General features: G+C 71.5%; 18 protein-coding genes. 9 read left to right on the top strand and 9 right to left on the bottom strand.

What is annotated here, in order from left to right:
* Nucleotides 1-73 precede the first annotated feature (73 nt).
* Together AC5677_RS24310 and AC5677_RS24305 are read right to left on the bottom strand one after the other, a co-directional pair.
* A complete protein-coding gene (locus AC5677_RS24310; RefSeq protein ID WP_497190041.1) occupies nucleotides 74-1,471 on the bottom strand; it encodes a GntT/GntP/DsdX family permease in 1,398 nt (465 codons plus the stop codon).
* 88 nt (nucleotides 1,472-1,559) lie between these two features.
* Nucleotides 1,560-2,084 carry a gluconokinase gene (locus AC5677_RS24305; RefSeq protein ID WP_497190040.1) on the bottom strand — a complete coding sequence of 175 codons (525 nt, stop codon included), beginning with the start codon at nucleotides 2,082-2,084 and terminating at the stop codon, nucleotides 1,560-1,562.
* A gap of 142 nt (nucleotides 2,085-2,226) precedes the next feature.
* On the opposite strand from AC5677_RS24305, the gene AC5677_RS24300 reads away from it, so the two are divergent.
* Nucleotides 2,227-2,934 carry a FadR/GntR family transcriptional regulator gene (locus AC5677_RS24300; protein WP_497190039.1) on the top strand — a complete coding sequence of 236 codons (708 nt, stop codon included), beginning with the start codon at nucleotides 2,227-2,229 and terminating at the stop codon, nucleotides 2,932-2,934.
* A gap of 18 nt (nucleotides 2,935-2,952) precedes the next feature.
* On the opposite strand, the gene AC5677_RS24295 is transcribed toward AC5677_RS24300, so the two are convergent.
* From AC5677_RS24295 to AC5677_RS24285, 3 genes are all read right to left on the bottom strand, one after another.
* Nucleotides 2,953-3,165, bottom strand: a complete 213-nt coding sequence (locus AC5677_RS24295) for a hypothetical protein (RefSeq protein ID WP_400063754.1) — start codon at nucleotides 3,163-3,165, stop codon at nucleotides 2,953-2,955.
* Nucleotides 3,166-3,235: 70 nt separating this feature from the next.
* Entirely contained in the window at nucleotides 3,236-4,363 is a 1,128-nt protein-coding gene (locus AC5677_RS24290) for a hypothetical protein (protein ID WP_497190038.1), read from the bottom strand.
* Between the two features lie 42 nt (nucleotides 4,364-4,405).
* Nucleotides 4,406-6,004 (bottom strand): acyl-CoA mutase large subunit family protein, encoded by a 1,599-nt coding sequence (locus AC5677_RS24285; RefSeq protein ID WP_497190037.1) that lies wholly within the window; start codon nucleotides 6,002-6,004, stop codon nucleotides 4,406-4,408.
* Nucleotides 6,005-6,135: 131 nt separating this feature from the next.
* Here AC5677_RS24285 and AC5677_RS24280 point away from each other — a divergent pair, with 131 nt between their 5' ends.
* The gene (locus AC5677_RS24280) at nucleotides 6,136-6,978 is read left to right on the top strand and encodes a L,D-transpeptidase family protein (RefSeq protein WP_497190036.1); all 843 of its coding nucleotides are present in this window, start codon (nucleotides 6,136-6,138) and stop codon (nucleotides 6,976-6,978) included.
* Nucleotides 6,979-7,133: 155 nt separating this feature from the next.
* Here the strand turns inward: AC5677_RS24280 and AC5677_RS24275 are convergent, their stop codons facing one another.
* From AC5677_RS24275 to AC5677_RS24265, 3 genes are all read right to left on the bottom strand, one after another.
* On the bottom strand, nucleotides 7,134-8,189 hold the full coding sequence (locus AC5677_RS24275; RefSeq protein WP_497190035.1) for a hypothetical protein: 1,056 nt from the start codon (nucleotides 8,187-8,189) through the stop codon (nucleotides 7,134-7,136).
* Nucleotides 8,189-8,926: an RNA polymerase sigma factor gene (locus tag AC5677_RS24270; protein WP_497190034.1), complete on the bottom strand. Its 738-nt coding sequence runs from the start codon at nucleotides 8,924-8,926 to the stop codon at nucleotides 8,189-8,191. The genes AC5677_RS24275 and AC5677_RS24270 overlap by 1 nt, the downstream gene beginning before the upstream one ends.
* A 522-nt stretch (nucleotides 8,927-9,448) precedes the next feature.
* Complete coding sequence (locus AC5677_RS24265; protein ID WP_497190033.1) at nucleotides 9,449-11,134, bottom strand: beta-N-acetylhexosaminidase; 1,686 nt, start codon at nucleotides 11,132-11,134, stop codon at nucleotides 9,449-9,451.
* 493 nt (nucleotides 11,135-11,627) lie between these two features.
* Here AC5677_RS24265 and AC5677_RS24260 point away from each other — a divergent pair, with 493 nt between their 5' ends.
* The 5 genes from AC5677_RS24260 (at nucleotide 11,628) to AC5677_RS24240 (ending at nucleotide 15,804) form a co-directional block, all read left to right on the top strand.
* Nucleotides 11,628-12,197: a 2-oxo-4-hydroxy-4-carboxy-5-ureidoimidazoline decarboxylase gene (locus AC5677_RS24260; RefSeq protein ID WP_497190032.1), complete on the top strand. Its 570-nt coding sequence runs from the start codon at nucleotides 11,628-11,630 to the stop codon at nucleotides 12,195-12,197.
* A 202-nt stretch (nucleotides 12,198-12,399) separates the two neighbouring features.
* A complete protein-coding gene (gene sdhC / locus AC5677_RS24255) occupies nucleotides 12,400-12,780 on the top strand; it encodes a succinate dehydrogenase, cytochrome b556 subunit (RefSeq protein ID WP_078971524.1) in 381 nt (126 codons plus the stop codon).
* Nucleotides 12,781-12,789: 9 nt separating this feature from the next.
* A complete protein-coding gene (locus tag AC5677_RS24250; RefSeq protein WP_403513482.1) occupies nucleotides 12,790-13,257 on the top strand; it encodes a succinate dehydrogenase hydrophobic membrane anchor subunit in 468 nt (155 codons plus the stop codon).
* Between the two features lie 19 nt (nucleotides 13,258-13,276).
* Complete coding sequence (gene sdhA / locus AC5677_RS24245; protein ID WP_497190031.1) at nucleotides 13,277-15,031, top strand: succinate dehydrogenase flavoprotein subunit; 1,755 nt, start codon at nucleotides 13,277-13,279, stop codon at nucleotides 15,029-15,031.
* A complete protein-coding gene (locus tag AC5677_RS24240; protein ID WP_497190030.1) occupies nucleotides 15,031-15,804 on the top strand; it encodes a succinate dehydrogenase iron-sulfur subunit in 774 nt (257 codons plus the stop codon). The genes sdhA and AC5677_RS24240 overlap by 1 nt, the downstream gene beginning before the upstream one ends.
* Nucleotides 15,805-15,812: 8 nt before the next feature.
* Here the strand turns inward: AC5677_RS24240 and AC5677_RS24235 are convergent, their stop codons facing one another.
* Complete coding sequence (locus tag AC5677_RS24235) at nucleotides 15,813-16,643, bottom strand: hypothetical protein (protein WP_497190029.1); 831 nt, start codon at nucleotides 16,641-16,643, stop codon at nucleotides 15,813-15,815.
* A gap of 504 nt (nucleotides 16,644-17,147) precedes the next feature.
* Between AC5677_RS24235 and AC5677_RS24230 the strand changes: the two genes are divergently transcribed.
* Both AC5677_RS24230 and AC5677_RS24225 read left to right on the top strand, forming a co-directional pair.
* Nucleotides 17,148-17,978, top strand: a complete 831-nt coding sequence (locus AC5677_RS24230) for an alpha/beta fold hydrolase (protein WP_497196735.1) — start codon at nucleotides 17,148-17,150, stop codon at nucleotides 17,976-17,978.
* 33 nt (nucleotides 17,979-18,011) lie between these two features.
* Nucleotides 18,012-18,875, top strand: a complete 864-nt coding sequence (locus tag AC5677_RS24225) for a TetR/AcrR family transcriptional regulator (protein WP_497190028.1) — start codon at nucleotides 18,012-18,014, stop codon at nucleotides 18,873-18,875.
* The last annotated feature ends 17 nt before the right edge of the window (nucleotides 18,876-18,892 follow it).

Raw genomic sequence — 18,892 nt, 5'->3', positions numbered from 1 at the left:
CGGGCGCCTGAGGGGGGTGGGGCGCCCGGGGCGGAAGCCGCCCGGAAAGTTCAGGTGGCCAGGTCGGCAGGCGCTAGACGACCAGCGACAGCAGCAGCACGCACCCGATGCCCACCACCGAGATCAGCGTCTCCATCACCGACCAGGTCTTGAGGGTCTGGCCGACGCTCATCCCGAAGTACTCCTTGACCATCCAGAAGCCGGCGTCGTTGACATGGCTGAAGAACAGCGAGCCGGAGCCGATGGCCAGGACCAGCAGGGCGCCGTGGGTGGTGGACATGTCCGCGGCCAGCGGGGCGACGAGACCGGCGGCGGAGATGGTGGCGACCGTGGCGGAGCCGGTGGCGAGGCGGATGGTGACGGCGATCAGCCAGGCCAGCAGCAGGGCGGAGATGTTCCAGTCCTTGGAGATCTCCAGGATCATCCGGCCGACGCCCGAGTCGATCAGCGTCTGCTTGAAGCCGCCGCCCGCGCCGACGATCAGCAGCACACCGGCGATCGGGCCGAGCGACCGCTCGACGGTCGTGGCGATCCGGCCCTTGGTGAATCCGGCCGCCCGGCCCAGCGTGAACATCGCGACGATGACGGCGGTGAGCAGGGCGATCAGCGGGGAGCCGACGACGTCGAAGACCCGCTGGGTGGCGTTCTCGGGATCGTCGACGGCGATGTCCACCAGCGCCTTGGCCAGCATCATCACGACCGGCAGCAGCACGGTGGCGACGGTGACGGCGAAGCCGGGGCGCTTTTCGAGGTCGTCCGTCGTCCGCTCGGGGACCATCTTCTCCGGCGGCCGGATGTCGACCCAGCGAGCCGCGTAACGGGAGAACACCGGGCCCGCGATGATCGCGGTGGGGACGGCGACGACGACGCCGAGCGCCAGCGTGACACCGAGGTTCGCGCCGACCGCGTCGATGGCGGCCAGCGGGCCGGGGTGCGGCGGGATCAGGCCGTGCATGACGGACAGACCGGCCAGCGCGGGAATGCCGATGCGCATCAGCGAGAAATTGCCGCGCTTGGCCACCAGCAGCACCACCGGAATCAGCAGCACGATCCCGACCTCGAAGAAGATCGGCAGGCCGATGATGCCGGCGATCAGCACCATCGCCCAGGGCATCGCCCGTCCGCTCGCCTTCGCCAGGATCGTGTCGACGATCTGGTCCGCACCGCCGGAGTCGGCCAGCAGCTTGCCCAGGACGGCGCCGAGCGCGATCAGCACACCCGTGCCCGCGACCGTCGTCCCCAGCCCCGTCGAGAAGCTGGCGATGGCCTTGTCGAGCGGCGCACCGGCCACCGCGCCGAGCACCAGCGAGCCGATGATCAGCGACAGAAAGGCATGCAGCTTGAACTTGGTGATGAGCAGGACGATGACGGCTATGCCGGCCAGGACGGCGATGCCCAGCTGGGCGTGACCGGCCGAGGTGATGGGCTCGGTCACGTCCGCTGCGAGCATCTCGACGCTGAGATGTGTCACGGCGATTCCCTTGGTCGGGGGCGGTGGGTTCGGGGGATTCCGGGTGGGGCCCTTGGTCGGGGGACGACGGGGGGATGCGGCCGCGGGGTCAGCGGGGCCGGGCCACCGGTTCGAGGCGGTGCAGGGCGGCCACGGCGCGGTCGGCGATCTGCTGCGGCGTACCGGAGACATCGACCGCGACGCCGGCCTCGTCCGCGCCGAGCGGTTCGAGCGTGGCGAACTGGGAGTCCAGCAGCGCGGTCGGCATGAAGTGGCCCCGGCGCTCGGCCATCCGCGCCTCGATCAGCGCGCGGTCTCCGGTGAGGTGCAGGAAGACGACCCCGGGGGCGGCGGCGCGCAGCCGGTCGCGGTAGGCGCGCTTGAGGGCGGAGCTGCTGACGACGCCGCCGTGGCCTGCGCGGCCGTGCGCCCAGGCGCCGATCGCGTCCAGCCAGGGGGCGCGGTCGCTGTCGTCCAGCGGGATCCCGGCCGACATCTTGGCGATGTTGGCCGGCGGGTGGAAGTCGTCGCCCTCGGCGTACGGGACGCCCAGTGCGGCGGCCACCAGCGGCCCGATCGTCGTCTTGCCGGTGCCGGCCACGCCCATCACGACGATCACGTGGGGGGTGCTCATGCCGCTTACCTCGCTGTCTTGCGCTGTCTTCATCGACCTCGTGCGTCGCCCCACTGAAACTCATTAGGTACGACGTATTCAAGAGCCTGTGACGCAAACGTCATACTTAATTGGCCCGAGGGCGGGAACGTAGGCTTGGCCCATGGAAAACGAGGGGTCGGGGAAGGGGCTGCACGCCCGCGTGCTGGAGTCCCTCGGGCTCGCGATCACCGCGGGCGACCACACCCCGGGCACGATCCTGCGCACCGACGAGCTGGCGGAGCGCTTCGACGTCTCGCGCACGGTCATCCGCGAGGCGATCCGGGTGCTGGAATCCATGCAGCTGGTGGCCTCCCGGCGGCGCGTGGGCGTGACCGTCCGGCCCACCGAGGAGTGGAACGTCTACGACCCCCGGGTCATCGGCTGGCGGCTGGCCGGCCGCGACCGCCCCCGGCAGCTGCGCTCGCTGACCGTACTGCGCTCCGCCGTCGAACCGGTCGCCGCGGGCCTGGCCGCCGCCCACGCCACCCCCGCGCACTGCGCCGAGCTCACCGAACACGCGATGGGCATGGTCGCCACCTCACGCGGCCAGCAGCTCGACGCCTACCTCGTGCACGACATGGCCTTTCACCGGGTGATCCTGACCGCCTCCGGCAACGAGATGTTCGCCCGGCTCGCCGATGTCGTCGCGGCGGTGCTGACCGGCCGCACCCAGCACCACGTCATGTTCACCGACCCCGACCCGGCGGCCGTGACCCTGCACGTCCAGGTGGCGGAGGCGGTACGCGTCGGCGACGCGGCGCGGGCGGAGTCGCTGACGCGGGAGATCACGGCCGGCGCGATGGCCGAACTGGACGTCCTGGCCCCGTAGGCGGGACGTCCGGCGGACTCAGAACAGCGGCTGCTGCCCCGGAATCGGCGGCTCCTCGGGATCGAACAGCTTCTCCGCCGGCGCCATCATGGGTGCCGTCCGCCGCGACCCCGGACACGAGATCAGCTCGATGCCCGTACGGCGCCCCGGCGGGTCATGACGGGCGTAGCGGCCGCCGACAACGGCGATCTCTCGGGTGCACACGGGGCACGCGCGGCGGGGTGACGACATGACACCAGTGTGACGGACCCCGGTCGGCACCCGCAGTCGGCACCCGCCGCCGGCCCGCGCGGCACGGCGCTCAGCGCGCGGTGCCGGCTTCGGGAAGTTCGGTCCGCACCAGCTCCCGGAGCCGCGCGCCCAGCGCCCGCGCCGCCGGATCGCCGTCCCCCGCCGCCCGTTCCGCCGCCGCCACCAGCCGTACGATGTCCGCCGGCCGGTCCCCCGAGGCCCGCTCCGGGGCGCCGATCCGCGCGAACCCGCGGTCCAGCAGCCCGCGGATCTCCTCCTCCGGACGCCCCCGCAGCACGGCCTTGACCGCGCCCAGCGCATTGGCCAGCGCGCTGACCGGCAGCGGCCAGCCACCGCCGGTGGGCACCGGGCCCATGGGTGGTGTCGCCGCCCGTATCTCCAGGTCCAGCCGCCGAAACAGCGGCAGCTCACGGAAGAAATACGTCAGCAGGCGGCGGTCCGGGGCGTCATGGAAGTCCGGGTCGCTGCGTGCCGCCAGGAGCGGGTGGCTCCGGGCGAGGTGCTCCCCCACGCCCGCCACGATCTCCGCGAACCGCCCGCCGGGCACGGTCCACCGCAGATCGATGTCGCTGTAGCGGTCGTGGGCCGCGGTGGCGAGCGAGCCGCGCAGCTCCGGCCGGCCCTCGGGGCAGTACGCGCGCAGGGTGGCGACGATGTCGCGCAGAGCGTGGGCCAGGGGGTGGCATTCCGCCTCGTCGCCGATCATCTCGTAGATGAACTCGACCGGCACGAGGGGGAGTTGGGGCGTGGTGAGCTCCGCGGCATCGAGCCGCCAGGTGCCGACGGGCCAGTCGTCGTCCGGGTCGTACATCCGCGCGCGCCCCACCCTGCCGTCCGGCGCGGCCATCCAGTACGCGCTGGGGCGGTTCAGCGGCGCGGAGTACAGCACCACCCGCCCGGCTCGCCGCGCGAGCCGACGCGCCAGGGTCCGGCTGTCGGGCAGCTCGGCGAGGCCGTGGGCGTACACCTCCAGGATCCAGGAGCAGTCGCCCCGCAGCGGCGCGGCACTGCCCAGTACGCGCGCGCCCCAGTTGCGGTCCTCGGCGTGGGCGCCCTCCTCGTCGTGGGCGAGGTCGATCTCGTCGGGCCGGACCCGGAAGCCGTCGGCGAGCAGCGGCAGCAGTTCGGGCGCCCGCCACGCCCCCGCCAGGAAGAAGTCGTAGCCGCGCCCGCTCACCCGTGCCCCTCCGTCGCCGGCGCCCGCTGCGCCCCCGCCCCCTCAGAACGCGTCGGTGGGGACATACGTGCCCCACACCCCCCGCAGCGCGTCACACACCTCCCCCACCGTGGCCTTGACCCGCAGCGCCTCCCGCATCGGATAGAGGACATTGCCGGTGCCCTCGGCCGCCTTCCGCAGGTCGTCGAGGGCCGTCGACACGGCGCGGGCGTTACGGCGGTCCCGCAGCACCGCGAGCCGTTCCGCCTGCTGCGCCTCGATCGCCGGGTCGAGGCGCAGTGGCTCGTACGGCTCCTCCTCGTCCAGCTGGAAGCGGTTGACGCCGACCACGACCCGGTCGCCCGCCTCGGTCTCCTGGGTGATGCGGTACGCGTTCCGCTCGATCTCGCCCTTCTGGAAGCCCCGCTCGATGGCGGCCACCGCGCCGCCCAGGTCCTCGACCCGCCGCATCAGGGCGACCGTCGCGGCCTCCACCTCGTCGGTCATCGCCTCGATGGCGTAGGACCCGGCGAACGGATCGACGGTGGCGGTGACATCGGTCTCGTGGGCAAGGACCTGCTGCGTACGGAGGGCGAGCCGGGCGGCCTTGTCGGTGGGCAGCGCGATGGCCTCGTCGAAGGAGTTGGTGTGCAGGGACTGCGTGCCGCCGAGCACCGCGGCCAGGCCCTGGAGGGTGACCCGGGCGAGGTTCACCTCCGGCTGCTGGGCGGTGAGCTGCACCCCGGCGGTCTGGGTGTGGAAGCGCAGCATGAGGGACTTGGGGTTCCGGGCGCCGAACTCCTCGCGCATGACGCGGGCCCAGATCCGGCGCGCGGCACGGAATTTGGCGACCTCCTCCAGCAGGGTCGTGCGGGCGACGAAGAAGAAGGACAGGCGCGGCGCGAAGTCGTCGACGTCCATGCCGGCGGCGAGGGCGGTACGGACGTAGGCGATGCCGTTGGCGAGGGTGAAGGCGATCTCCTGCGCGGGTGAGGCGCCGGCCTCGGCCATGTGGTAGCCGGAGATGGAGATGGTGTTCCACTTGGGGATCTCGGCCCGGCAGTAGCGGAAGGTGTCCGCGACCAGCCGGAGGGAGGGCTCCGGGGGGAAGATGTACGTTCCCCGCGCGATGTATTCCTTCAGGATGTCGTTCTGGATGGTGCCGGTGAGCTGATGGGGCGGCACGCCCTCTTCCTCGCCGACCAGTTGGTAGAGGAGCAGGAGCAGCGCGGCGGGGGCGTTGATGGTCATCGACGTCGAGACCTTGCCGAGCGGGATGCCGCCGAACAGCACCCGCATGTCCTCGACGGAGTCGACGGCCACCCCGACCTTGCCGACCTCGCCGGAGGCGATGGGCGTGTCGGAGTCGTGGCCCATCTGGGTGGGCAGGTCGAAGGCGACCGACAGGCCGGTGGTGCCGTGCGCGATCAGCCGGCGGTAGCGGGCGTTGGACTCGCGGGCCGTGCCGAAGCCGGCGTACTGACGCATCGTCCAGGGACGCCCGGTGTACATCGACGGGTAGACGCCGCGGGTGTACGGATACTCGCCGGGCGCGCCCAGTTGGCGTTCCGGATCCCAGCCTGCCAGCGCCTGCGGCCCGTAGACGGGCTCGATGGGCAGGCCACTCTCGTTGTATCGGACACTGCCCGAGTCGCGCGCCATGGCTGTACGCCTCCCACTGGGTGATCGGCATCCGTTTTACGGCTTGTGCACAGCATGCCCCAGGTTCGCCGCACCGCAGCATGGGCAACATGAACCGTGGCCGGTGCGGCCGGTGGCATCCGGGAGTGGGCATGCGGCGGAAGAGCAAGGGCGCGGGACCCGTGGCGGGCGCGGCGCTGCTGGTGGTCCTGGCGGTGACGGCCGGGGTGGGCTGCCGGCCGGTGACGGTGACGGGCGCGGGGGTCGGTGCCTCGCCCGGCGGGCGGTATCTGCCCACGGCGTCCGTCGCCCCGTCGCGTACGCACGGCAGGCCCCCTTCCCCCGGACGTCACGGCCGTCCCGCTCGGCCGGTGGCGGCCGTGGGCTCCAGCGGCGCCCGGGTCCGTGAACTCCAGGCGCGGCTGACCCAGCTGGGGTTCTTCGGGCGGTCCCCGACGGGCTACTACGGCACGGTCACCGCCGCCGCGGTCCGCGCCTTCCAGAAGCGGCAGAGGCTGCCCCGTACGGGAATGGTGGGGTCCGCCACATGGCGCGCGCTGCGCGCCCGTACCCATGCGCCGTCAGGCGATGAGCTGCGCCCGCCGACGAGCCTGCCGATCGGCAGGCCCGACCAGCGCTGTCTGACGGGGCGGGTGATCTGCATCAGCAAGAAGAGCCGGACCCTGGCGTGGATGGTCAACGGCAGGGTGGTCTCGGCGATGGATGTCCGCTTCGGATCGCAGTTCACCCCGACGCGGGAAGGCACCTTTCACGTCACGTTCAAGAGCCGCCATCACGTCTCGACGATCTATCACACGGCGATGCCCTACGCGATGTTCTTCAGCGGGGGCCAGGCGGTGCACTATTCGACGGACTTCGCGGCCCGCGGCTACCGGGGCGCCTCGCACGGCTGCGTGAATGTGCGCGACGGACGGCGGATCGCCGCGTTGTTCGGCCAGGTGGGAAGCGGTACGCGGGTGGTCGTCCACCGCTAGGGCGGGTCCGGAGAATATAGGGCGCGGGCAGGGCCGGGGGAACGTGCCCCGCCCGCGCCATGGCGCGGAGCCGTAGGTACGGGGGGGACCCCGGCTCGCGCGCAGCCGATGACCAGTCGGCTTCATTTCTTACTGCGTCACTGGCTCAAAAAACGTCACACCTGGCCGATGTGCGCCGCATCCGGGGTGCCGGCGGTGGGCGTGGGTGTCGTCGTGGGGGCAGGACTGGAGGGGGCGGGCGCGGGGGTGGAGGGGGTGGGGCTCGGGGTGGCCGAGGGGTGTTCGTCGTCGTCCTCGTCGCCGCCCTGACCGCCGCCGGTGCCGCCGTCGCCGTTCTGGCCGCCCGTCACCACGCCGCCGACGAGGCCGTCGTCGCCCTTGCCGTCGCCCTGGCCGGTCACGTACCGGCGGCAGAAGGCATGCACCTTTTCCGCGCCGCCGGCCGCGCGCTCCAGGCGGCGCCGGGTGACGGGGTCCATCCCCTTGCCGGATTCGTATTCGCGGCACAGCGCCAGGACGAGCCGCTTACGGCTTGCCTTGTCCGGCTTGCCCCTGCCGTCGTCGCCCTTGCCGTTGCCGTTCTCGCCGCCGGGGCCGTTGCCGGGGCGGTCGGTGGCCGGGGGCCGGCTGCCGTGCGGGCCGCCCGGTGCCGGGGTTTCGGCGGGCGGGCTCTTCCGGGAGCCGGGCGTGCCGCTGGGGATCCGGGAGGCCGGGCCGTCGGTCTTCGCGCCGGCGGACGGGGATTCGAGGGTGCCGGGAGTTTCGGCGGCGGAGACGCTGGCGGCGGGCTCAGGGTCGCCGCCGCCACGGAAAGGGGTCGGCAGGACGCCCGTACCGGCCGCGACCGCGACGCCGCCGATCGCGCAGACCGCGAGGGCCACGGCGAAGCCACGACGGAAGGGGCGCGCGAGGCGGGTGCGTTCGGCGACGCCGCCGGGGCGGGTGGCGTGGCCGCCGGGGGCGCGACCGGCTCCGATGCGGCGGCGCGGCCGGGCACCGGAGCCCTGCTGGGCACGGCGGAACGCCGCCATCGCGGCCGCCTCGCCGGGCAGCTCGGCATTCTGGGCCGGGCCCGCGGCGGCCGCCGCGGCGGCGTCCAGAAGCTGCTGGAGTTCGCGTGCGCCGTCGCAGTCGGAGGCACTGACCGGGTCGCCGCGCAGCAATCGCTCCGCGGCATCGTTGTCGAGCCAGTCGTACCGGTCGTCGGCCATCACATGTCCTTCTGCGTTTGCGCGGCCGTTTCCGTCACACCCGGTACGGACGATTCCGCCGCGCCGTCGCGGCGTCCTCTGCCCTGGGCGGGCACCCCGTCCACGGTGCCGCTGCCCTGGTCGGCGCCCTGATCGGCGGTGTCGTCGCGGCCGTCACCAGGCCCGTCACCGGGTTCGTCGCCGAGCAGCTCGGCGAGTTTGCGCAATCCCCGGTGGGCGGCGGTGCGCACCGCGCCGGGCCGCTTGCCGAGCACCTGGGCGGCGCTCTTGGCGTCGAGTCCGACCACCACGCGCAGCACCACGGCCTCGGCCTGATCCTGCGGCAGCCGGGCTATCAGCTTCAGGGTGCGGCCGGTGCCCAGCGCTTCGAGCGCCTCGCCCGCGGTGTCGGAGAGGGCGGGGGTGTCGACCAGGTCGCTCTCATCGCCGCCGATGACGGGTCGGCGGCCGCGCATCCGGATGTGGTCCAGGGCGCGGTTACGGGCGATCCGGGCGGCCCAGCCGCGGAAGCGGTCCGCGTCGCCCTTGAAGCGGGCGAGGTCGCGGGTGATCTGGAGCCAGGCCTCGGAGGCGACGTCCTCGGCGTCCGCTTCGCCCACCAAGGTCCGTACATATCCGATAAGCCGCGGATGCACGGCGCGGTAGACGGTACGGAACGCCGACTCGTCGCCGTCCTGTGCCGCCTGCACGGCAACCGTCAGCCGACTGTCGTCCGGCTGAATGTCGTCCCCTCGCACGGGTCCATCCTGTCGCACGCGGAATGTCCGCCGCCCGGTCCTTGCTGCTTTGTCGGTTCGTTGAGCTGGTTCGCCGACCCCGGGTAACCCGGCTGTTCCTGGAGACCGTAACGCGTGCGATCACACGCTCCGAACCCGGGCCACCGCATGGAGCGACGAAAGCGGAGGCCACCGGACGGGCACCGCGATGCCCGAAGCGGCCGCCGTCCGCCGCCGGGGACGCCGTCCGGTGCGCACACCGACCCCACTGCGGCCCCCGGAAACACGGCTGATTCCTGGCCGCGCCGGCCGGCCCGACACAGTGCACCGCCCGACGCGAACCCGCAGGCTACGGGCCCGCCCCGGCCCGCGTCCAGACCGCTTGCGCTCGCCGCCCGCAACCGTGCGCAACGCTCGTGTGACGCTTTCGCGCCGCCTGGCGCTGTATCGATTAGAGCCCCGGTAAGGGACTCTCGAGAACGACGGCCGGGGCCTCTCCTGTGGGGGGTGGCGGCCCCGGCCGTCCCTCGATTCACACCGGAATCACACCGGTTTCATAACCTGGTTCGCGAGCGCCTTGAAGCTCTGCCAGGACATCGTCGGCGTCCCCGGGTTCCAGGTCTTCTGCGCCAGCGCGGCCAGCGGCAGCCGGATACCGGCCGCCACCTGCTGCGGCGTCTGGGCGTGGGAGAGATCGGCCCAGATCGCGAAGCGGGCGCCGGGAATCCGGTCGGGTCCCGTCTGACTGCCGGGCACTCCCACCGAGGTGGTGCCGCGGATCACCCGCGGGGTCCAGCTGCGGTAGATGCGCTCGCCGGTCGGATAGGTGAAGTTGTTCGGCTCGCCGAGCACGTAATAGAGGTACTCGTCGTTGAAGTTCATGACGGTGCGGCCCTCACGCAGGAAGGCCGCGGGGTCGCGCTTGCCGATCTCCTTGCCGGTCCAGTAGTCGACGGTCCGGTCCTTGTCGGCGGCGACCTTCCCGTCGGCGAAGAAGCCGTCGTTCCAGGCCTCGATGCGGTTCTTGCCCGCGGCCTTCACGGTCTTCTCCCGGTCGTTGAGCCAGCCGGTCGCCAGGTCCTCGATGGTGGCGCCGGGCCCGTACTTCTCCCGCGCGGCCCGCGCCAGCTGCGGGTAGCTCGCCTCCGGGTCACTGGCCATCAGTGCCTGGTACTCGTCGCCGCCCAGGTGCCAGTACGCGTCGGCGCCCTTGGGGTTGGAGAACAGCGCCGCGTACTCGCGCAGCAGGGAGTCGATGAGCGGCGCGGACTTGGGGTTGGAGATGTCGATGGCGCCCTTGACCGCGCGGCCCTGGGCATTGCGCAGTACGAGATCGGGATAGTGGTCGAGGACGGCGCCCAGGTGGCCCGGCGAGTCGATCTCCGGGACGACGGAGATATGACGGCTCTGCGCGACCTTGATCAGGTGCCGCACCTGGTCCTTGGTCAGATGGTCCGGGGAGACGATCTCGGGGTGGGTATCGCTTTGGATACGGAATCCCTGGTCGTCGGAGAAGTGCAGCTGGAACTGGTTCAGCTTGAGGTCGCCGAGCTCCTTGATGCGGGCCTCGATCCAGTCCGCGCTGAACGGTTTGCGGGCGTTGTCCAGCGACATGCCGCGCTGCGGGCGGTCCGGCCGGTCCTTGATGGTGCCCTCGGGCAGGCCCCCGGCGGCGCGTACGGCCTGCTTGACGGTGCGGGTGCCGTAGAAGATTCCGGCGTCCGTCGGGGCCGTCAGAGTGAGCCGGGTGCCGCGGGCGGTGACGGTGTAGGCCTCGTCGGCGGTGCTGCGGGCGGCCGCGTTGTTCGGCCGGTCCGCCTGCTGCTTGCCCGTCAGCTTCAGCTCGATATCACCTGGCCGTACGGTCTGGTTACCCCACACGACCGGCAGCCCGCCCAAATCTTGGGCCATGAGTTGCGCCTCATCGGCGATGGTGCTTCGGCGCCCGGCCGACACCACGATCCGGGCTCCCTTGCTGGGGCGCCAGCCGCGTCCGTCGGCCGGCGAGAAGTCCCGGACGGTCGGGACGACCCGTGGCTTGCCGGTGACCACGGCCCAGGTGGGTGTGGGTGCGGGGGCCGCCTGGGTGCCCGTACTGCCCGGTGGCTGGGAGTCCGCGCCGTCGGAGCAGCCGGTGAGCGCCAGCGCCGAGGCGAGCGCCGGGGCCAGCAGCCCGGCCGACCAGGCCACCGGGGACTTGCGTGACCTCGGGTGGGTCGGGTTCGACATCGTGCAATCCTCACTTTTCTGGGCGAAGGCATTGCCAGGTGTGCGGGACCGCGGTCCACTAAGTGCGCGAAAGCTCTCTCATCCGGGTGAAATTCGCGCATCCGTCGGACAGCGGTCGACAAGCGTCGTTAGCGTGGCGTCTCCATCCGTCACCCCTGTCCCAGGGATCCCGGATCGGGACGTGTGCCGGGGTGTCATGGCGTACACAGCGCCGCCACCACACCCCTCTCCACTTCCGCCGTACGCGTCCGGCGTCCGGCGTCCGCCCGGTTCTCCACCAGCTTCCGCCAGCCGTCCGCCCCGCACCCGTCGACACATCCGTTCGCACCTCCCGAAAGATCCGTACGCGCCTCTCGAAAGATCCTTCCGGACCGTCCGGGCCATCTCAGCCGCCCGGCCGCCCGCAGTCCAGCCCCCACCCCAGCCGTCCGCCATCCGCCACCCGTCCGAGGAGCCCACGCTGTCCGGTGACACATCGGCCACCCGGCCGACGATGCTGCCCCCGTTCACCGCCCCGTGCGGCATACCCCCGTACGACGCTGCCGCGGTGCCGCGGGGCCGGGCGGGCGGCTCCGGGCTCGCCCGTTTCAACGCCGCGCCGCGGGAGGACATCGAGGCCGCGCTGCTGACCTGCTGCGGCTGCGGCCGCTGGGCCCAGCGGATCGCCGCGCACCGCCCGTACCCGGATCTGGGGTCGCTGCTGGCCGCCTCCGACGAGGCCTGCTACGACCTCGCCCCGGCGGAGGTGGAGGAGGCGCTGGCCCGGGAATCGCTCTCCCCGCGCCCGCTCGCCGGAGCCCGCGGCCCCGGGACGCTCGCCGCCCACACCGCCCTGCGGGCCGCGCACGCCGAGTACGAGCGCCGCTTCCGTCATGTCTTTGTGATCTGCCTGGACGACTACCGCGAGGACGAGCAGCTGGACCAGGTGCTGGCCGCCCTCCGCACCCGGCTGGCCAACGACGTGGACGAGGAGCGGGTCGTCACCGCCGACGAACTGCGCCGGCTCATCCGCGGCAGGCTGGCGCGCCTGGCGACCGCCTGCGCGGCCACCGCGGCTCCCTGATTCGGGGCGTGTGTCCCATAACGCCCCGGTTGGTACTTGTGTGATAGCCCGTTGGTGGCTGTTTGATCACACCTAAGGACCCGGGCGCAAGGAACCGACAATGCGTCGCTACGATGTCGAAGGCCGGTGGACCGTACCCGGCCGGGCCCGACCGACAGAGAAGCCGGCGCGGCCCCAATCCCCGCTCCCGGAGGGTTTTTCCGTGCCGGCTGGAACGCTGTACCGCGGCCGGGAAGGCATGTGGTCCTGGGTGGCTCATCGAGTCACTGGCGTCCTCATCTTCTTCTTCCTGTTCGTACACGTGCTCGACACCGCTCTCGTCCGGGTCTCTCCCGAGGCCTACGACGACGTCGTCGCGACCTACAAGACGCCCATCGTCAACGTGATGGAGTACGGCCTGGTGGCCGCCATCCTCTTCCACGCGCTCAATGGCCTGCGGGTCATCGCTGTGGACTTCTGGGCCAAGGGCCCGAAGTACCAGAAGCAGATGCTGTGGACCGTTATGGGCGTCTGGGTCGTGCTGATGGCCGGTGCCTTCTACCCCGTGCTGCAGCACACCCTGCGCACGCTGTTCGGGAGCTGATGAGGCGAGATGTCTGCTGAGACGACTCCTGCGAACGACGCGGTGTCCCTGTACGACGTGGACCACCCGGCCCCGGTGATCGAGCCGCCGCGCAAGCGCACCGGCAAGACCCCGAAGTCGACCCGTACCAACTTCGAGCTGTACGGCTGGCTGTTCATGCGGCTGTCCGGCATCGTCCTGGTCGTCCTGGTCCTGGGCCACCTGCTGATCCAGCTGATGCTGGACGGCGGTGTCTCCAAGATCGGCTTCGCGTTCGTGGCCGGCCGCTGGGCCTCGCCGTTCTGGCAGGCGTGGGACCTGATCATGCTGTGGCTGGCCATGCTGCACGGCGCCAACGGTCTGCGCACCGTCATCAACGACTACGCGCAGCGGGACAACACCCGCTTCTGGCTGAAGATGCTGCTGTACACCGCCACGGTGTTCACCGTCCTTCTGGGCACGCTGGTGATCTTCACCTTCGACCCGAACATCCGCTAGGCACGGGGCTGCGAGAATCATGAAGATCCACAAGTACGACACCGTCATCGTCGGCGCCGGCGGCGCGGGCATGCGCGCGGCCATCGAGTCGACCAAGCGCAGCCGCACCGCGGTCCTGACGAAGCTCTACCCGACCCGCTCCCACACCGGCGCCGCACAGGGCGGCATGGCCGCCGCCCTCGCGAACGTCGAGGAGGACAACTGGGAGTGGCACACCTTCGACACGATCAAGGGCGGCGACTACCTGGTCGACCAGGACGCCGCCGAGATCCTCGCGAAGGAGGCCATCGACTCGGTCCTCGACCTCGAGAAGATGGGCCTGCCGTTCAACCGCACGCCGGACGGCACGATCGACCAGCGCCGCTTCGGCGGTCACTCCCGTAACCACGGTGAGGCCCCGGTCCGCCGGTCCTGCTACGCCTCGGACCGCACCGGCCACATGATCCTCCAGACGCTGTACCAGAACTGCGTCAAGGAGGGCGTGGAGTTCTTCAACGAGTTCTACGTGCTGGACCTGCTGCTCCAGGACGTCGACGGGGTGAAGAAGTCCGCGGGCGTCGTCGCGTACGAGCTGGCCACCGGCGAGATCCACGTCTTCCAGGCGAAGGCGATCATCTTCGCGTCCGGCGGCACCGGCAAGTTCTTCAAGGTGACCTCCAACGCGCACACCCTGACCGGTGACGGCCAGGCGGCCGCCTACCGTCGCGGGCTGCCGCTGGAGGACATGGAGTTCTTCCAGTTCCACCCGACGGGCATCTGGCGCATGGGCATCCTCCTGACCGAGGGTGCGCGCGGCGAGGGCGGCATCCTTCGCAACAAGGACGGCGAGCGCTTCATGGAGAAGTACGCGCCCGTCATGAAGGACCTCGCCTCGCGTGACGTCGTCTCGCGCTCCATCTACACGGAGATCCGCGAGGGCCGCGGCTGCGGTCCCGAGGGCGACCACGTCTACCTCGACCTCACGCACCTGCCGCCGGAGCAGCTGGACGCCAAGCTCCCGGACATCACCGAGTTCGCGCGGACCTACCTCGGTATCGAGCCCTACACGGACCCGATCCCGATCCAGCCGACCGCGCACTACGCCATGGGCGGCATCCCGACCAACGTCGAGGGCGAGGTGCTGGCCGACAACACCACTGTCGTGCCGGGCCTGTACGCCGCCGGCGAGGTCGCCTGTGTCTCCGTGCACGGCGCCAACCGCCTGGGCACCAACTCGCTCCTGGACATCAACGTCTTCGGGCGCCGGGCCGGCATCGCCGCCGCCGAGTACTCCGCGGACGCCGACTTCGTCGAGCTGCCCGAGGACCCGGCGAAGCTCGTCGTCGAGCAGGTGGAGCGGCTGCGCACCTCCACCGGCAACGAGCGGGTGGCGGAGCTGCGCAAGGAGCTCCAGGAGTGCATGGACGCCAACGTGATGGTGTTCCGCACCGAGCAGACGATCAAGACGGCCGTCGAGAAGATCGCCGAGCTGCGCGAGCGGTACCTGAACGTGTCCATCCAGGACAAGGGCAAGCGCTTCAACACCGACCTGCTGGAGGCCATCGAGCTGGGCAACCTGCTCGACCTGGCCGAGGTCATGGCCGTGTCCGCGCTCGCCCGCAAGGAGTCCCGCGGCGGTCACTACCGCGAGGACTACCCCAACCGCGACGACGTCAACTTCATGCGGCACACCATGGCGTACCGCGAGGTGGGCGCAGACGGCACGGAGTCGATCCGCCTCGACTACAAGCCGGTCGTGCAGACCCGCTACCAGCCGATGGAGCGTAAGTACTGATGAGCACCCCGACCATCGACAAGCACTCCGCGGCGCTGGATGCGGCCGAGGACGGCGCGTCCCACCTGATCACGGTCACCTTCCGGATCCGCCGGTTCAACCCGGAGATCTCGGAGGACGCCAGCTGGCAGGACTTCCAGCTGGAGATCGACCCCAAGGAGCGCGTCCTGGACGCCCTCCACAAGATCAAGTGGGACCAGGACGGTTCGCTGACCTTCCGGCGTTCCTGCGCCCACGGCATCTGCGGTTCCGACGCCATGCGCATCAACGGCAAGAACCGCCTCGCCTGCAAGACGCTGATCAAGGACATCAACCCCGAGAAGCCGATCACCATCGAGGCCATCAAGGGCCTGACGGTGCTGAAGGACCTTGTCGTCGACATGGAGCCCTTCTTCCAGGCGTACCGGGACGTGATGCCGTTCCTGATCACGACCGGCAACGAGCCGACCCGTGAGCGCCGGCAGTCCGCCGAGGACCGCGAGCGCTTCGACGACACCACCAAGTGCATCCTGTGCGCCGCGTGCACGTCCTCGTGCCCGGTGTTCTGGAACGACGGCCAGTACTTCGGCCCGGCGGCGATCGTCAACGCGCACCGCTTCATCTTTGACAGCCGTGACGAGGGTGGCGAGCAGCGTCTCGAGATCCTCAACGACAAGGACGGCGTCTGGCGCTGCCGCACGACCTTCAACTGCACGGACGCCTGCCCGCGCGGTATCGAGGTCACCAAGGCCATCCAGGAAGTGAAGCGCGCGCTGATCACGCGGCGGTTCTGACCTTGCGGCTACACCACATCCGCTCTCGCGGAGGTGGCTGCCCGCCGTACGGGTTCCTCGATTGACGGTTGCTGTATGAGCGGGAAAGGGCCTCGCTTCCATGAAAGGAAGCGAGGCCCTTCGGCGTTCCCGGGGGTTGTCGTTCCGTCCCCCGCCGCCGGATAGACCAGCACCGGCTCCAGCGTGTCGTCCGCGAGCGCCACCGGATCGTCCCGGCAGAAGTACGACGGGACGAAGACCAGCCCCCGCCCCTCCAGGTGCAGTTCCCGCTCCACCGGATAGTCGACCTCCAGCACCGGTGGCCGCCAGCGCATCGCCGGCCCGAACGTCCGCAGCATCGCCTCCGCACCCGCCTCGCTCAGCGCATGCCGCCGCAACGCCCGGTCCCGGCCGACCCGTTCGGTGATCGCCGGCCAGCCCGGAGCGATGGCGCGGTGGTGGTACGTGCGCAGGCTGCGGGCCAGATGGCGCAGCGCGGCCGGTTCGCCCGCGGCGATGTCCCGGGTCCAGGCCGGCAGCGCCCGCTGTCCGGCCAGTACGGCCAGCTCGGTGCGCAGCCGCGTCCGCGGGGTGCTCATCACGGCCTCCAGGCCCGGCTCGACGCCGTCCGAGGCGGCGGGCGGGGTGAGGAAGTCCGGGAAGTAGCCGTGCTGCGGGACCAGCGGGAACAGGGTGCGCAGCGGTCCCGGGCCGTGCCGCACCGCGTGCCGGCGCCAGGCGGCGAGCGCGGGCTCGGCCCGGCTCTCGCGCAGCGCATGCAGGCTCAGCATGGTCTCCCACAGTGGATCGGCGCCCTCGGCCACGCTCGTACGGGCCAGATCCTGCGCGGTGAAGTGCACTCGGAGCACGTCATCCCCCGGTGTCGATGACCCCCGGCAGTCACCATTGGCGGCCGGGGACGCCGCCTCCCCCGGCAGCGTGCACACGAGGATCCGTCGGCGGGCCGTCTGCCGCAAGCGGGACACGCGGGCGGCGTGGGGAGGGTGGGACGAGAATTCCGGGGCGGCCGGTCAGACCGACCGGAGCGCCGTCATGGCCGGCGCCTCGTCCTGTGCCCGCCGCTGCCGCATGACCTGCGCATACGCGGTGAGTGCGGTCCAGCGCCGGGCCAACTCGCGTATTCTCGCGTCCAGTTGAGGCATCTGTCGCTCCGGCGCGCCGGCGGAGAACGCGCACGGGATCGGGCCCGGCCCGCCCTGGGCGCAGGGCTGCGGCTCGCCGATCCGCGTGCGGTGCCGTCCCGGTGCCCCGCGTTCCCCCGGCTCCCGCTGTGACTCAGTTCTCCCTGGGCCGACTTGACCTTCACACCGGTGTCAAGCGGCACGCTCTTCGTCATGACCGACATGTCCACGGCCCCGCGGATTCCCGCTCCGGCGACTCCGGCAGCTTCCCTCCCGCCCCTGTCCACCACCGTCACCGGCGCGCCCACCGGCCCCGGCATCCTCCTGGCCCACGGCGCGACCGGCAGCATCGCCTCGAATTACGGGCAGCTGATCCCCGTACTGGCGGAGTCCGGCCACCGTGTCGTGGCCCCCGACTACCCGGGCTCGGGCGACACCCCGCGCGCCACCGGCCCGCTGTCCCTGGACGGCCTGGCCGATGCCCTGGTCGCCGAGGCCACCGCCAACGGGCTGGAGACCTTCACTCTGATCGGCTACTCGCTGGGTACGGCGGTGTCCGTACGGGCCGCCGCCCGGTACCCCGAGCGGGTGCGCGGTCTCGTTCTGACGGCCGGACTCGCCAAGGCCGACGCCCGCGCGTCCCTCTGGGTCGATCTGTGGCTGGGCCTCCTGGAGCGCGGCGACCACGCCGCTTTCGCGCAGGCGGGGACGCTCGCCTGCCTGGCCCCGGAGTACCTCGATGCGCTGTCCCCGGAGGCGCTGCGGGCCGCACTGGACCCGGACCCGGCGCGGCCGCCCCGCGGCTCCGCCGAACAGGCCGCGCTCGTCCGCGTCCTGGACACCACCGCCGATCTCCCCGGCATCGCCGTCCCCACCCTGGTCATCGCCACGACCCACGACCCCCTCATCCACCCCTCCCTGTCCCGTTACCTGGCCGACCACATCCCCGGCGCCGAGTACGCCGAGATCGCCACCGGGCATCTGCCGATGGTCGAGCGCCCCGAGGAGTGGCACGGGCTGATCGCGGAGTTCCTCGCCCGGCACCGCCTGTGACGTCCGGTCCGGCTCCCGATTAGGGTCGTCTGCGTGGACGATGCGACGACGAGCGGTGGGCGGGCGCCGAGGGCGGGGGGCTCCGGGAGGCCGGCGGGCAGCGGCAGCGGCAGCGGCAGCGGCAGCGGCAGCGGCAGCGGCAGCGGCAGCGGCAGCGGCAGCGGCAGCGGCAGCGGCAGCAAGAGCGAACAGACCCGGCGGCTGATCCTGCAGACCGCGCTGCGCCTCTTCCGGGAGCGCGGTTACGACAAGACCACCATGCGGGCCATCGCCCAGGAGGCCGGGGTCTCCGTCGGCAACGCGTACTACTACTTCGCCTCCAAGGAGCATCTGGTCCAGGGCTTCTACGACCAGATGGCCGAGGAGCACGCGGCCGCCGTCCAGGGCGTTCTCGCGCAGGAGACCGGGCTGGCGCGGCGGCTGCGCGGGGTGCTGCTGGCCTGGCTGGACATCGCCGAGCCGTACCACGAGTTCGCCGCCCAGTTCTTCAAGAACGCCGCGGACCCGGCCAGCCCGCTCAGCCCGTTCTCCGACGAGTCCGAGGGCCCCCGCGAGGCCGTCATCGATCTGCACCGTCGCCTCCTGGAGGGCGCCGACATCAAGGCGGATCCCGAACTCGCCGAGCAGCTGCCCCGGTTGCTGTGGCTGCAGCAGATGGGCTTGGTCCTCTACTGGGTGCACGACCGCTCCGAGCACTGCGCCCGCAGCCGGGCCCTGGTCGAGCGCACCTCTCCGCTGGTCGCCCGCGCCATCGCCGCCTCGCGCTTTCGCGTCCTGCGGCCGCTGGTGCGGGAAGTGACGGATGTGCTGAGCGAGTTCCTTCTCCCGGCCGGGAGCCGGGCCGCGCCCGGCCACCCCTCGTCGGCCAACCCTGAGACCGTCACCGACAACTCATGACTTTCGTCGGTACCGGG

Source organism: Streptomyces sp. JLSY215 (assembly GCF_059682825.1).
Note: the sequence above shows the minus strand (reverse complement) of the source record. Positions and strands in the feature narration are given on the sequence as shown.